This window comes from Variovorax sp. 54 (assembly GCF_002754375.1).
Classification (GTDB): Bacteria; Pseudomonadota; Gammaproteobacteria; order Burkholderiales; family Burkholderiaceae_C; genus Variovorax.
This window is the reverse complement of record NZ_PEFF01000001.1, coordinates 3,441,478-3,455,023: the sequence shown is the minus strand read 5'-3', so window position 1 is coordinate 3,455,023 and position 13,546 is coordinate 3,441,478. Positions and strand designations below refer to the sequence as shown.

Below are 13,546 nucleotides of genomic sequence, written 5' to 3'. Positions count from 1 at the left end.
AAAGTGGATGCGGCGTGCAGTATCTTGCTCGCCGTTCCCACGTCCAAGCCCGAATTCCCACGCGATGGGAATGAGCGCGTTTTTTCTTTCTACCTTCGTCTTACCCGGGCATCAGACGACGAGCAACGGGAAGAGCGGATCGTCCATCGGCGCGCCCGCCGGCAGGCGCTCGGCCAGGCCCGGGAAATCGGGCGAGGTCTTCCAGCTGCGCGGCGCGTGGCGGATGTCGTCGCCCAGGAAGCGCACCGAGAACACGCGGCGCCGGTTCGGCCCCTCGACGCCGGCCGCCGCATGCAGCGTGAGCATGTGGAAGCAGACGAAGTCGCCGGGCTCGATGTTCCAGCCGACGATGGGAAAGCGTTCGCGCGCGCCCTCGATGTCGGGCAGGTCTTCGAGGCTGCCTTCGGGGAACCACTTGGCGTGGTTGTCCATGAAGGTGCGCGGCATGAGCCACGGCCCCTTGTGGGAGCCGGCCACGAACTCGAGCGTGGCCGCACGCGACACCGGATCGACCGGAATCCACATGCTGACGTTCTGCATGCCCTCGATGTTGTAGTAGGGCTGGTCCTGGTGCCACGGCGTGCGCTGGCGCGTGCCGGGCTCCTTCACGAGCAGGTGGTCGTGGTACAGCCGCACGGTCTGCGAGCCCATGAGCCGCTGCGCGAGTTGCGCGAGCGGCGCCTCGAAGATGAAGCGGCGGAAGGCGTCGATGTCCTGCCAGTTGCAGAAGTCCTCGAAGAAGCGGCCCGGGTCGTCGGGCCGGCTCGCGACCTTGGCGCGCGGGCTGGGCGCCGCCAGGTTCGCTTCGATGCCGTCACGCAGCAGCGCGAGTTCGTCGGCCGTGAGCAGCTGGCGGATGCAGACCGCGCCGTCGCGCTGGAACTGCGCCACCAGCGCGTCGTCCACGCGTTCGCGCACGCGGCGCTGCAGGTCGGAAGCATCGAGGGTCATCGTCGGGTCTCCTTCTTTTCGGGGTGTCGGGTGACCCGCTTTTTTACTGCACTCGCCGAGTCACTTGATCATCGGCAGCTTGAGCCCTTGCTTCTTCGCCGTGGCGACCGCGATGTCGTAGCCCGCGTCGGCATGGCGCATGACGCCGGTGGCCGGGTCGTTGAAGAGCACGCGCCCGATGCGCTTGGCGGCAGCGTCGGTGCCGTCGCACACGATCACCACGCCCGAGTGCTGCGAGTAGCCCATGCCCACGCCGCCGCCGTGGTGCAGGCTGACCCAGGTCGCGCCGCCTGCGGTATTGAGCAGCGCGTTGAGCAGCGGCCAGTCGGAGACGGCGTCGGTGCCGTCCTTCATGGCTTCGGTCTCGCGGTTCGGGCTGGCGACCGAGCCGGTGTCCAGGTGGTCGCGGCCGATGACGATGGGCGCCTTGAGCTCGCCGTTCTTCACCATCTCATTGAAGGCCAGGCCGGCGATGTGGCGCTCGCCCAGGCCGAGCCAGCAGATGCGCGCGGGCAGGCCCTGGAAGGCGATGCGCTCGCGCGCCATGTCGAGCCAGCGGTGCGTGTGCGTGTTCTCGGGGAACAGCTCCTTGATCTTGGCGTCGGTCTTGTAGATGTCTTCCGGATCACCCGAGAGCGCGACCCAGCGGAACGGGCCCTTGCCTTCGCAGAACAGCGGACGGATGTAGGCCGGCACGAAGCCCGGGAAGTCGAACGCGTTCTTCACGCCTTCGTCGAACGCGACCTGGCGGATGTTGTTGCCGTAGTCGACCGTGGGGATGCCCATGGCCTGGAAGTCGAGCATGGCCTGCACGTGCACGGCGCACGACTTCGCGGCGGCCTTCGTGAGTGCCTCGTGTTGCGAGACGTCCTTCATCGCGGCCTGCCATTGCGGCACGGTCCAGCCCGAGGGCAGGTAGCCGTTGATCAGGTCGTGCGCGGAGGTCTGGTCGGTCACGAGGTCGGGCTTCAGGCCACCGGCCTTGGCGCGCTTCACCAGTTCCGGAAGGATGTCGGCCGCATTGCCGAGCAGCGCGATCGACACGGCTTCCTTCGCGTCGCAGTGCTGCTTGATGAGTTCGAAGGCGTGGTCGATGTCGCGCGCCTGCTTGTCGACGTAGCGCGTGCGCAGGCGGAAGTCGATGCTGCTCTGCTGGCACTCGATGTTGAGCGACACGGCGCCGGCCAGCGTGGCCGCGAGCGGCTGTGCGCCGCCCATGCCGCCGAGACCGGCCGTCAGGATCCACTTGCCCGCGAGGCTGTTGTTGTAGTGCTGGCGGCCGGCTTCGACGAAGGTTTCGAAGGTGCCTTGCACGATGCCCTGGCTGCCGATGTAGATCCAGCTGCCAGCGGTCATCTGGCCGTACATGAAGAGGCCCTGGCGGTCGAGCTCGTTGAAGTGCTCCCAGTTGGCCCACTTCGGCACGAGGTTCGAGTTGGCGAGCAGCACGCGCGGTGCGTTCTCGTGCGTCTTGAACACGCCGACCGGCTTGCCCGATTGAATGAGCAAGGTCTCGTCGTCTTCCAGTTCCTTCAGCGACGCGAGGATCTGGTCGTAGCAGGCCCAGTCGCGCGCGGCGCGGCCGATGCCGCCGTACACCACGAGGTCTTGGGGCCGCTCGGCCACCTCGGCGTCGAGGTTGTTCTGCAGCATGCGGAACGGCGCTTCGGTGAGCCAGCTCTTGCAGTTCAGCTCGGTGCCGCGCGGGGCGCGGATCACGCGGGTCGGGTCATGGCGCGGGTCGGTGCCGGCGGCGGGGGTGTTCAGGGCGAATTTGTCGGGTGCGTTCATGGCGTGGTTCTCCTTGTCGGGTGGGCAGACGGACGGTTCGGATTACTTGGCGTGGCTGGGCAGGATGTCGCGCAGCGCGGCCGGCAGGTCGGCCGCGAGCGCCCACTGGCGCATGGCTTCGATGTCGGGTGCGAGGTAGCGGTCGCGCTCGAGGAAGGCGACCTTCTGGCGGATGCGGGCGAACTCGGCTTCGACCAGCGGCGAGCTCTTGAGCCCGCGTTTCAGTTCGATGCCTTGCGCGGCGGCCATCGCTTCGATGCCGACGACGACCGCGGTGTTGTTGACCATGTCGCCGAGGCGGCGCGCCGCGAAGGTGGCCATCGACACGTGGTCTTCCTGGTTGGCCGAGGTCGGCAGGCTGTCGACGCTGGCGGGGTGCGCGTGCGACTTGTTTTCCGACGCGAGCGCGGCGGCCGTGACCTGCGCGATCATGAAGCCGGAGTTCAGGCCGCCGTCGCGCACGAGGAAAGGCGGCAGGCCCGAGAGGCCGCTGTCGAGCAGCAGCGCGAGGCGGCGTTCGGCGATGGCGCCGACTTCGCTCACGGCCAGCGCAATGATGTCGGCCGCGAAGGCGACCGGCTCGGCGTGGAAGTTGCCACCCGAGATCACCTCGCCGGTGTCGCAGAACACGAGCGGGTTGTCCGATGCGGCATTGGCTTCGATGACCAGCACGCGCGAGGCGTGGGCCAGGTTGTCGAGGCAGGCGCCCATCACCTGGGGAATGCAGCGCACCGAGTACGGGTCTTGCACGCGGCCGCAGTCGGCGTGCGAGGGCACGATCTCGCTGCCGTCGAGCAGCGTGCGCACGGCACCGGCCACGGCGATCTGGCCCGGCTGGCCGCGCGCGGCGTGGATGCGGGCGTCGAAGGGCTTGATCGAGCCCTGGATGGCTTCGAGCGACAGCGCGCCCGACATCAGCGCGGCGGCAAACACGTCTTCGGCGCCGAACAGGCCGGCCAGCGCGAGTGCGGTCGACACCTGCGTGCCGTTGAGCAGCGCCAGGCCTTCCTTGGGGCCGAGCACGAAGGGTTCGAGGCCGATGCTGCGCATGGCCTCGGCACCGCTCACCTTCCGGCCGTCGGCCAGCGTGGCTTCGCCTTCGCCGATGAGCACGCAGGCCATGTGGGCCAGCGGCGCGAGGTCGCCCGAGGCGCCGACCGAGCCCTTGCACGGGATGCTGGGCGTGACACCCGCGTTGAACAGCGCCAGCAGCGCATCGACCAGCGCGGGCCGCACGCCCGAGTGGCCGCGCGCCAGGCTCACGGCCTTGGTCGCGAGGATCATGCGCACCACCGGCGCGGCCAGCGGCTCGCCGGTGCCCACGCTGTGCGACAGCACGAGGTTGCGCTGCAGCTCGGCCAAGTGGTCGTTGCCGATGCGCGTGCTCGCGAGCTTGCCGAAACCGGTGTTGATGCCGTAGACCACCTCGTCGTTCTCGACGATGTGGCGCACCGCGGCCTCGGCCTTCTGCATGCCATCGAGCACCGACGGGTCGAGCGCAAGGCGCACGCCGCCGGCCTGGATGCGTCGCAGCATCGCAAGGTCGACCTTGCCGGGCGTGAGGGTCAGGGTGGCTTCGGGGGTGGCGGTGTGATTGCTTGGCATGTGAACCTGTCTATACAAGTGGTTGCGAGAGAAAACGTAGGCCTCTGAGGGTCGAAAAAAACGGGCTAGCCGAACGTGGGGTTGCCGTCGGACTTGAAGCGGCTGCCCAGGCTGTAGCGCGAGGCCGGATGCAGGCAGCGCACCCAGGTCACGGGCGTGTTGCGGATCCAGGTGCGGCGCGTCAGCAGCAGGCAGGGGTCGGTGGGCGCCATCGCGAGCCGCTCGGCCTGTTCGGCACTGGGCAGCACGGCATCGACGACGTGTTCGATCTGGTCGAAGGGCACGTGGCGCACGAGGTATTCGCTGGGCGGCACGGCCGTGAAGTCTTGTTCGAGAAAGTCGGGCACGACCTGCGGGTTGACGTAGCGCTCCTCGAGCTGCACGGGCGTGTCGTTGTCCAGGTGCAGGCAGGCGCTGTGGAACACCGAGTCGCCCGCGCGCAGGTCGAGCCAGGCGGCCACGTCGGGCGAGGCCGCGAGGCGCTCGACCGCGAGCATCTCGCAGCGGTAGTCGTGGCCGCGCTGGCGGATTTCGCTGGCGATGTTGGCGATCTGCAGCAGCGTCGATTGCGGCTTGTTCTCGGCCACGAAGCTGCCGACGCCGGCCACGCGCACGATGCGCCCCTGCTCCATGAGCTCGCGCAGGGCGCGGTTCACGGTCATGCGCGCCATGCCGAACTGCGCGACCAGCTCGTTCTCGGAAGGCAGGCGGTGGCCGGGCGGCCACGTGCCATCCTGGATCTTGCGGGAGATGTGATCCTTGACTTGCGCGTAGAGCGCGAGGGACGGCAGGTCGCGTTTCATCGTGCTTTCAATGTTCCGCAGCGGCCATCGACTCGGCGCGAATCTCTTCGGTCAGGCGCGCCTTGATGTCCATGAACTCCGGCGAGGTCTTGATGGTGTAGCTGCGCGGGTGCGGAAAGTCGACCGCGATCTCGGTCTTGATGCGGCCCGGCCGCGCGCTGAACACCGCCACGCGGTTGGCCATGAAGATCGCCTCGTCGATGTCGTGCGTGACGAACAGCACCGTCTTCTGCGCCGACTCCCAGATGCCCAGCAGCAGCTCCTGCATGAGCACGCGGGTCTGGTTGTCGAGCGCGCCGAAGGGCTCGTCGAGCAGCAGCATCTTGGGGTCGTTGGCCAGCGCGCGCGCAATGGCCGTGCGCTGCTGCATGCCGCCCGAGAGCTGCTTGGGAAAGTGGTGCTCGAAGCCGCGCAGGCCGACCTTGGCGATGAAGAATTCGCTGCGTTCCTTCTGGTCGGCCTCGCTCATGCCGCGCTCGCGCAGACCGAAGCGGATGTTCTGCGCCACGGTGAGCCAGGGGAACAGCGTGTAGCTCTGGAACACCACGCCGCGGTCGGCGCCCGGGCCTTCGATGCGCTCGCCGTCGAGCATCACCTGGCCGGTGGTCGGAAAGTCGAGCCCCGCCACGATGCGCAGCAGCGTCGACTTGCCGCAGCCCGAGGGGCCGAGGATGGTGACGAAGTCGTTCTCCTTCACCTCGAAGTCGATCGGCTGCAGCGCTTGCGTGCGCTGACCCTTGGTGCCGGTGAAGACGCGCGAGACGCCTTGAATGGAGAGTTGGTTGTTGCTCGTCATCATCACAGTGCAGCCCATGCAAACAGACGGCGATTCATCGCCTTGAAAGCGAAGTCGGACAGCAAGCCGATGACGCCGATCACGATGATCCCGAAGATGATCTGCCCGGTGTTCAGCAGCGCCTGGCTGTCGGTGATCATGTGGCCGATGCCCGACGACGAGCCGATGAGCTCCGCCACGATCACGTAGGTCCAGGCCCAGCCCAGCACGAGGCGCAGCGTTTCGGCGATGCCCGGTGCGGCGCCCGGAATGAGCACGCGCGCCACGATGCCGCGGCTGTTGGCGCCCAGCGTGTAGGCGGCCTCGACGAGGTCGCGCCGCGCGCCGCCCACGGTGACGGCCACCATCAGCACGATCTGGAAGAACGAGCCGATGAAGATCACCAGCAGCTTCTGCATTTCGCCCAGGCCCGCCCACAGGATGAGCAGCGGAATGAAGGCCGAGGCCGGCAGGTAGCGGCAGAACGAGACGAAGGGCTCGAAGAAGGCCTCGACGGTCTTCCAGGTGCCCATGGCCACGCCCAGCGGCACCGCAAGCACGGCCGCCAGCAGGAAGCCGCCGAACACGCGCCACACGGTCATGCCGATGTCGCCGATGAAGCCGTACTCGGTGAAGAGCAGCCAGCCCTCCTTGACCATCGTGATCGGGCTTGCCAGGAAGGTGGGCGACACGAAGCCGCCCAGCGTGGCCAGGCCCCACACCGCCACGAAGAGCACGAAGAAGCCGAGCCCCAGTAGCGCGCGCGCCTGCGCGCCGATGGGCTCGAGCGGCGCGAACGCGCGGCGCCGCACGGGGGCCGCGGGTGGCGGCGCCTCGGCGCGCGCCGGGGCGGCGGTCATCGGTTGCATCTGCGGCAAGGCCTTACTTGACATAGCTGGCGTCGAAGGTGGCGGCGTAGTCTTCCGGCGCCTTGCGGATCACACCGGCCTCCAGCAGGATGGCCGCGGCTTCCTTCATGAAGCTGGTGAGTTCGCCCGCAAAGAACTTCTGGTTGGCAGCCTTGTCCTGCCAGCGCAGGTAGGCCGACGACTTGGCGAACTGCTCGCCGCTTTGCTTGACGGCCGAACCCATGAGCTCGTTGGCCTTGGTCGGGTCGGCCTTGATCATGTCGAGCGCGTCGAAGTACGACTTGGTGAGCGCGACGGCGGCCTTGGGGTTGGCCTTGAGCCAGGTGGGCGCGCAACCGACGGTGTCCATCACCATCGGGTAGTCGAGCGTGGTGGCCAGAATTTTGCCGGCGGCCGGGTTGGCGCGCACGGTCGACAGGTAGGGCTCGTAGGTCATGGCGGCGTCGTTCTGGCCGGCCACGAAGGCTTGCGCGGCGGGCTGCGGCTCGAGCGAGACCACCTTCACGTCCTTCAGGGTCATGCCGTTCTTGCTGAGCATCCAGGCCAGGCCGAAGTACGGTGCGGTGCCCGGGGCGCTCACGCCGATGCTCTTGCCCTTGAGGTCGGCAAAGCTCTTCACGTCGTTGCGCACGGCCAGGCCGTCGGCGCCGTAGGACTTGTCCATCTGGAAGATCTGCACGATCGGCACGCCGTTGGCGTTCCAGGCCACGTGCGTCTCCACGGTGGTGGCCGCGCACTGGATCGCGCCGGCGGCCAGCGCCAGGTGGCGGTCCTTCTGCGGGATCATCTTGAGTTCGACGTCGAGCCCGTTCTTCTTGAAGATGCCGGCCTTGTCTGCCAGCGAGAGCGGCGCAAAGCCGGTCCAGCCGGACATGCCGAGCGAAATCTTCGTGTCCTGGGCGGCGGCCGTTCCGGCCATGCCCGCTGCACATGCACCTGCTGCCAGCAGCGAAGCGACTTTCACAACTACCTTGACCATGGGGACTCCTGGTTCCATTTTTTGAGAGAGATGACTCGGCGATACATGCCCAGGGGATATGGGCAGCACGCCTCGCATTGTTGCCAGGCGCCCCAACTTGTCTATACAGGATAACCCGAAAGTCCTGTTTCGGTGCATTTCAGAGAGAAATGCACCAGTTTGCTGTCTAGACAAGAGGGGTGCCGAGACGGCGTTCACCATTGCAAACGCCGTGCCACAGTCAGATCGGGGCCGCTGGGGGACAATCGGCGTCCGCCCCGGCTCCGGCCCTTTTCTCCCCCTCTCCCGCCCTTCGCACCCCGCCTGTGTCTTCCCTCGCTCCCCGCCCCTTCGACGCGTCCAGCGACGGCAGCAGCTCCGGCAGCGCGGCCCCCGCCGACATCCTTCACGACGTGTTCGGCTACGCCCGGTTCCGCGGGGCCCAGCAGGACATCGTGGAGCACGTGGTGGGTGGTGGCGACGCGCTGGTGCTGATGCCCACGGGCGGCGGCAAGTCGCTCTGCTATCAGATCCCGGCCATCGCGCGGCAGCGCGCAGGGCGCGGCGTGTCGGTGGTGGTGTCGCCGCTCATCGCGTTGATGCACGACCAGGTGGGCGCGCTGCACGAGGCCGGCGTGAACGCGGCCTTTTTGAATTCGACGCTCGACTGGGAACAGACGCAGGACGTGGAGCGCCGCATGCTGCGCGGCGAGATCACGCTGCTGTACGCGGCGCCCGAGCGCGTGAACACGCCGCGCTTTCTGTCGCAGCTCGATTCGCTGAACGAGCGCGGCAAGCTCTCGCTGTTCGCCATCGACGAGGCGCATTGCGTGAGCCAGTGGGGCCACGACTTCCGCCCCGAGTACCGCGCGCTCACCGTGCTGCACGAGCGCTACCCGGGCGTGCCGCGCATCGCGCTCACGGCCACGGCCGACGACCTGACGCGCGCCGACATCGTCGAGCGGCTGCAGCTCGAGCAAGCGCGCCAGTTCGTCTCCAGCTTCGACCGGCCGAACATCCGCTACACCATCGTCGAGAAGAAAGACGCCACCACGCAGCTGCTGCGCTTCATCGAGCGCGAGCACGAGGGCGATGCGGGCGTGGTCTATTGCCAGTCGCGCAAGCGCGTGGAAGACCTCGCGACGACGCTGAAGGGTGCCGGCATCAACGCCCTGCCGTACCACGCGGGCCTCGATGCGGCGGTGCGCCAGAAGCACCAGGACCGCTTCCTGCGCGAAGAAGGCATCGTGATGGTCGCGACCATCGCCTTCGGCATGGGCATCGACAAGCCCGACGTGCGCTTTGTCGGCCACGTCGACATGCCCAAGAACATCGAGGGCTACTACCAGGAAACCGGCCGCGCGGGCCGCGACGGCGCCCCCGCCGACGCCTGGATGGCCTACGGCCTGAACGATGTGGTGAACCAGCGCCGCATGATCGACGAGAGCCCGGCCGGCGAAGAGTTCAAGCAGGTGATGCGCGGCAAGCTCGACGCGCTGCTGTCCCTCGCCGAAGCCAGCGACTGCCGCCGCGTGCGCCTGCTGGGCTACTTCGGCGAGAAGAGCACGCCCTGCGGCAACTGCGACAACTGCCTGAACCCGCCGCAGGTGTGGGATGGCACCGATGCTGCGCGCAAGCTGCTGAGCACCATCTACCGCGTGCAGCAGCTCAGCGGCATCAGCTTCGGCGCGGGCCACATCATGGACATCCTGCGCGGCAAGGCGACCGAGAAGGTCAAGCAGTTCGGGCACGAGCGCATCAGCACCTTCGGCATCGGCGCGGAGTTCAGCGAGGTGGCGCTGCGCGGCGTGCTGCGCCAGCTGATCGCCACGGGCGCGCTGGCGGTGGACGCCGAAGCGTTCAACACGCTGAAGCTCACCGAGGGCTCGCGCGCGGTGCTCAAGGGCGAGACGACGGTGTCGCTGCGCGAGTCGGTGTCGTCACCGGCCGAGCGCAAGCCCCGGCGCGAAAAGGTCGCCAAGGGCGCACCGTCGCCGGCAGCCGCCTCGCTCGACGACACCGGCAAGAAGCGCTTCGAAGCGCTCAAGGCCTGGCGCGCCGAGGTGGCGAAGGAACACAACCTGCCGGCCTACGTGATCTTCCACGACGCCACGCTGGCCGCCATTGCCGAGCGTGCACCCGCGACGCTCGAAGACCTGCAGGGCATCAGCGGCATCGGCACGAAGAAGCTCGAGGCCTACGGCGCCGAAGTGCTTCGCGTGTGCGAAGCCTTCTGACCACCTGCAGGGCCTGTTCACCCTATTTCTGGCGTCGCGAAGGTCTGCCAGAGCGGGCCAATCAAGGCGCGTGACGCCGCGTGTGCATGCGCACACGCAAGGAGCGCAACGCCGAGTGGCCCGCTCTGGCAGACCTTCCCTTCGGGTTGGCTGGCAAAGGGGCCGTCTGCGGCGTTGCCCGCGCTTGCAAGGCAGAAGCCTTGCTGCGCACGGGCGCCTTGCAGCCAGCCCCTTTGCCGGCCAACGCGACGCCAGAAATAGGGTGAACAGGCCCTAGAGCAGCCGCGCAGCCTTCGAGAAATCGATGGACGCGAGCACCGCGGCGCGCATGGCCGCGAGCAGATGGCGCTCGTCGTTGCTGCGCTTCTGGAAGGTGTAGGTCAGCGCGGGCAGGGCCTGGCGGGTCTTCAGGATGCGCAGGTCGCCGCGGCGCGACAGCAGGCGCGCCCAGCTTTCCGGCAGGAACCCGACACCGATCCCCTCGATCAGCAGGCCCGCGACCGCGCCCCAGCTGTTGCAACTGAGGCGATGCGGCGCCTCGAGGTTCTCGGCCATGAGCCATTCGTCGAGCAGGCGGCTGGTGCCCGCGCCGGGGGGCAGCGTCACGATGGGATGTTGCGCAAGCAGCGGCGCGCCGATCGTCGTGGTCTTGCCTGCCAGCGCGGGTGCGGCCACCCACACGAAATGCGCCTGGCCGACGGTGTGCGACGAGATCAGCCCGTGGTGCGGTGAGCGCCCGGCGATCACCGCGCAGTCGAGCTCGCCGTTGCGCAGGCGCTCGTCCAGCGCCGAACCGAAATTGACGTGCGGCTCCAGGCGCAGGTCGGGCAGGTGCCGCCCCACGTGCGCGACGAGTTGGGGCAGCCAGGTCAGCGCGCTCAGCTCGCCGATGCCGAAGGTGCAACGGCCACCGAGGCTCGCGGGTGCGCCGATCGACCGCTTCGTTTCGTCGGCCGCCAGCAGCAATGCGGCGGCGCGCGGCAGGAAGCGCTCGCCCGCGTCCGTGAGCGTGGCCCGCTGCCCGGCGCGGTCGAACAGCGGCGCGCCGAGCGACACCTCCAGCTCGGCCAGGCGCTTGGACAGCGACGAGGTCGACAGGTGCAACCGCTGCGCCGCGAGCGCAAAGCTGGCGCAGGTCGCGGCCCAGTAGAAGGCCTCCAGTTGCTTCAGCGTCATGCGCCGTCCCCTCCGTCATTTCGAAAAAAGCGAAATGACAAATTACCATAAATTCGCTTTTTCAAAACCTCCTGCACGCCTACAGTCCGCGCGGACCGAACGACTGACTGGATGGCGGACATGACTGTTTTCTCGCGTGCCTTCGATGCCCCGCGCACCGCGCCGGCGCAAGCTCTGGCGGCTGCTGCCGCGACGCCGCGCCGCCTGGCCGGCATCCTGTCGCTGCAGGACTTCGAGCACGCGGCGAAGCGCCGGCTGCCGCGCCCGCTGTTCGGCTACATCGCCGGCGCGGCGGAAGACAACCGCTCGCTGGACGCCAACCGCGCCGCGTTCGACGCGCACGACTTCCTGCCCCGGGTGCTGGTCGACGTCTCCCGGCGCTCGCAGGAGGTCACGCTGTTCGGCCAGCGCTATGCATCGCCCTTCGGGATCGCGCCAGTCGGCATCAGCGCGCTGTCGGCCTACCGCGGCGACCTGGTGCTCGCGCAGGCGGCGCAGGCGGCCGGCATTCCCGCAGTCATGAGCGGCACCTCGCTCATTCCGATGGAAGAAGTGGCCCAGGCCGCGCCCGGCACCTGGTTCCAGGCCTACCTGCCGGGCGATGCGGCACGCATCGACGGCCTGGTGGCGCGCATCGCCGGCGCGGGCTTTCGCCACCTGGTCGTCACGGTCGACATTCCCGTCTGGGCCAACCGCGAAAACAACGTGCGTGCCGGCTTCACGACGCCGCTGCGGCCCAGCCTGCGGCTGGCATGGGACGGCCTCGTGCGGCCGCGCTGGCTGCTCGGCACGCTCGCGCGGACCTTCGTGACGCAGGGCATGCCGCATTTCGAGAACTCGTTCGCCACGCGCGGCGCGCCTCTTTTCTCGAGCACCGCGATCCGCGACACGACCGGCCGCGACCACATCCACTGGGACCACATCGCCCGAATCCGCCAGCAGTGGCGCGGGCCGCTGATCCTGAAGGGCATTCTTCATCCGGCCGATGCGCGGCGCGCGCGACAGCTCGGCGCCGACGGGCTCATCGTCTCCAACCACGGCGGCCGGCAGCTCGACGGCGCGGCACCGGCGCTGCGCGCGCTGCCGCAGGTGCTGGACGCCGCGGGCGAGTTGCCCGTGATGGTCGACGGCGGCGTGCGGCGCGGCAGCGACGTGCTGAAGGCGCTGGCGCTCGGCGCCAAGGCCGTGTTCGCCGGCCGGCCGTTCATGTATGCCGCCGCCGTGGGCGGCCACGCAGGCGTCACGCACGCGATCCGGCTGCTGCGGGACGAGGTCGACCGGAACATGGCGATGCTCGGCGTCAACGACCCGGGCGAGCTCGATGCGAGCTGCCTGATCCCGCGGCGCCCCTGAGCGGCCGCCACCCATCTCACCCATTCCATCAATCCAAGAGGAGGAAGACACCTTGCCCAAACACCCCACCCTGTTCGCCCTCGCCTGCCTGCTGGCGGCGACCGTGCCCGTCCACGCACAAAGCTACCCCGACAAGCCCGTCAAGCTGCAGGTGCCGTTCGCGCCGGGCGGCACGACGGACATCATTGCGCGCGTCATCTCCGAGCCCCTGGGCAGGCACCTGGGGCAGAGCGTCATCGTCGAGAACAAGTCGGGCGCGGGCGGCGCGATCGGCGCCGCCGAGACCGCGCGCGCCACGCCCGACGGCTACGCGCTGGGCATCGGCACCGTGTCGACGACGGCGGCCAACCCGGCCATCAACCCCAAGGTGCCGTACAACCCGAAGACCGACTTCACGCCCATCATCAACCTGGCGGCCACGCCCAATGTCATTGCGGTCCATCCCAGCTTTCCGGCCCGGGACTACAAGGGCTTCATCGAGGTGCTGAAGAAGAACCCGGGCAAGTACGCCTACGCCACCGCAGGCACGGGCAGCATCGGGCACCTGCAGATGGAGCTGTACAAGGGCATGGCCGGCGCGTCCGTCACGCACATTCCCTACCGGGGGTCGGGCCCGGCGCTCAACGACACCGTCGCGGGCCAGGTCGCGATGATCTTCGACAACCTGCCGTCGGCGCTGCCCTTCATCAAGGACCGCCGGCTGATCCCGATCGTCGTGGCGGCGTCCGAGCGCCTGAAGGACCTGCCCGACGTGCCGACCTTCAAGGAGGTCGGGCTCGCGCCGGTGAACCGCATGGCGTACTACGGCATCGTGGGCCCCAAGGGCCTGCCCAAGGACGTGGTGGACAAGGTGCACGCCGCGGCGCGCAAGTCGCTCGAAGATCCTGCCGTGCGCAAGCGCATCCAGGACACCGGCTCCTTCGTCGTCGGTAACACGCCGCAGGAGTTCACGCAGCAGATCGCCGCCGAGTTCGACGTCTACAAGAAGGTGGTGGACACCGCCGGACTCACGCCGGACTGAACCGGCG

Annotated in this window: 11 protein-coding genes; 3 read left to right on the top strand and 8 right to left on the bottom strand. The window is 68.4% G+C overall.

The window, feature by feature from the left end:
• Positions 1-111: 111 nt before the first annotated feature.
• The 7 genes from CLU95_RS16040 to CLU95_RS16010 form a co-directional block, all read right to left on the bottom strand.
• Complete coding sequence (locus tag CLU95_RS16040) at positions 112-951, bottom strand: phytanoyl-CoA dioxygenase family protein (RefSeq protein ID WP_099794521.1); 840 nt, start codon at positions 949-951, stop codon at positions 112-114.
• A 60-nt stretch (positions 952-1,011) separates the two neighbouring features.
• Positions 1,012-2,742: a urocanate hydratase gene (hutU, locus tag CLU95_RS16035; RefSeq protein WP_099794519.1), complete on the bottom strand. Its 1,731-nt coding sequence runs from the start codon at positions 2,740-2,742 to the stop codon at positions 1,012-1,014.
• Positions 2,743-2,784: 42 nt separating this feature from the next.
• Positions 2,785-4,347 (bottom strand): histidine ammonia-lyase, encoded by a 1,563-nt coding sequence (gene hutH, locus CLU95_RS16030; RefSeq protein WP_099794518.1) that lies wholly within the window; start codon positions 4,345-4,347, stop codon positions 2,785-2,787.
• Positions 4,348-4,412: 65 nt separating this feature from the next.
• The gene (gene hutC, locus CLU95_RS16025) at positions 4,413-5,150 is read right to left on the bottom strand and encodes a histidine utilization repressor (protein ID WP_056583540.1); all 738 of its coding nucleotides are present in this window, start codon (positions 5,148-5,150) and stop codon (positions 4,413-4,415) included.
• A gap of 7 nt (positions 5,151-5,157) precedes the next feature.
• On the bottom strand, positions 5,158-5,946 hold the full coding sequence (locus CLU95_RS16020) for an ABC transporter ATP-binding protein (protein WP_099797335.1): 789 nt from the start codon (positions 5,944-5,946) through the stop codon (positions 5,158-5,160).
• Between the two features lie 2 nt (positions 5,947-5,948).
• Positions 5,949-6,794, bottom strand: a complete 846-nt coding sequence (locus CLU95_RS16015; protein WP_099797336.1) for an ABC transporter permease — start codon at positions 6,792-6,794, stop codon at positions 5,949-5,951.
• Positions 6,795-6,807: 13 nt separating this feature from the next.
• The gene (locus CLU95_RS16010) at positions 6,808-7,773 is read right to left on the bottom strand and encodes an ABC transporter substrate-binding protein (RefSeq protein ID WP_099794516.1); all 966 of its coding nucleotides are present in this window, start codon (positions 7,771-7,773) and stop codon (positions 6,808-6,810) included.
• Between the two features lie 305 nt (positions 7,774-8,078).
• On the opposite strand from CLU95_RS16010, the gene recQ reads away from it, so the two are divergent.
• The gene (gene recQ / locus CLU95_RS16005) at positions 8,079-9,989 is read left to right on the top strand and encodes a DNA helicase RecQ (protein WP_180288621.1); all 1,911 of its coding nucleotides are present in this window, start codon (positions 8,079-8,081) and stop codon (positions 9,987-9,989) included.
• 273 nt (positions 9,990-10,262) lie between these two features.
• Here the strand turns inward: recQ and CLU95_RS16000 are convergent, their stop codons facing one another.
• Positions 10,263-11,165: a LysR family transcriptional regulator gene (locus CLU95_RS16000; RefSeq protein ID WP_099794515.1), complete on the bottom strand. Its 903-nt coding sequence runs from the start codon at positions 11,163-11,165 to the stop codon at positions 10,263-10,265.
• A gap of 111 nt (positions 11,166-11,276) precedes the next feature.
• On the opposite strand from CLU95_RS16000, the gene CLU95_RS15995 reads away from it, so the two are divergent.
• On the top strand, positions 11,277-12,518 hold the full coding sequence (locus CLU95_RS15995) for an alpha-hydroxy acid oxidase (protein WP_373669048.1): 1,242 nt from the start codon (positions 11,277-11,279) through the stop codon (positions 12,516-12,518).
• Between the two features lie 52 nt (positions 12,519-12,570).
• Positions 12,571-13,539: a tripartite tricarboxylate transporter substrate binding protein BugE gene (locus CLU95_RS15990; RefSeq protein WP_099794513.1), complete on the top strand. Its 969-nt coding sequence runs from the start codon at positions 12,571-12,573 to the stop codon at positions 13,537-13,539.
• The last annotated feature ends 7 nt before the right edge of the window (positions 13,540-13,546 follow it).

Excerpts from the sequence above, each read along its gene's own strand:
- hutU (WP_099794519.1), bottom strand. The coding sequence starts at position 2,742 with ATGAACGCACCCGACAAATTCGCCCTGAACACCCCCGCCGCCGGCACC.
- hutC (WP_056583540.1), bottom strand. The coding sequence starts at position 5,150 with ATGAAACGCGACCTGCCGTCCCTCGCGCTCTACGCGCAAGTCAAGGAT.
- CLU95_RS16040 (WP_099794521.1), bottom strand. The coding sequence starts at position 951 with ATGACCCTCGATGCTTCCGACCTGCAGCGCCGCGTGCGCGAACGCGTG.
- CLU95_RS16020 (WP_099797335.1), bottom strand. The coding sequence starts at position 5,946 with ATGACGAGCAACAACCAACTCTCCATTCAAGGCGTCTCGCGCGTCTTC.
- CLU95_RS16010 (WP_099794516.1), bottom strand. The coding sequence starts at position 7,773 with ATGGTCAAGGTAGTTGTGAAAGTCGCTTCGCTGCTGGCAGCAGGTGCA.
- CLU95_RS16000 (WP_099794515.1), bottom strand. The coding sequence starts at position 11,165 with ATGACGCTGAAGCAACTGGAGGCCTTCTACTGGGCCGCGACCTGCGCC.
- CLU95_RS16015 (WP_099797336.1), bottom strand. The coding sequence starts at position 6,794 with ATGCAACCGATGACCGCCGCCCCGGCGCGCGCCGAGGCGCCGCCACCC.
- CLU95_RS15995 (WP_373669048.1), top strand. The coding sequence starts at position 11,277 with ATGGCGGACATGACTGTTTTCTCGCGTGCCTTCGATGCCCCGCGCACC.
- hutH (WP_099794518.1), bottom strand. The coding sequence starts at position 4,347 with ATGCCAAGCAATCACACCGCCACCCCCGAAGCCACCCTGACCCTCACG.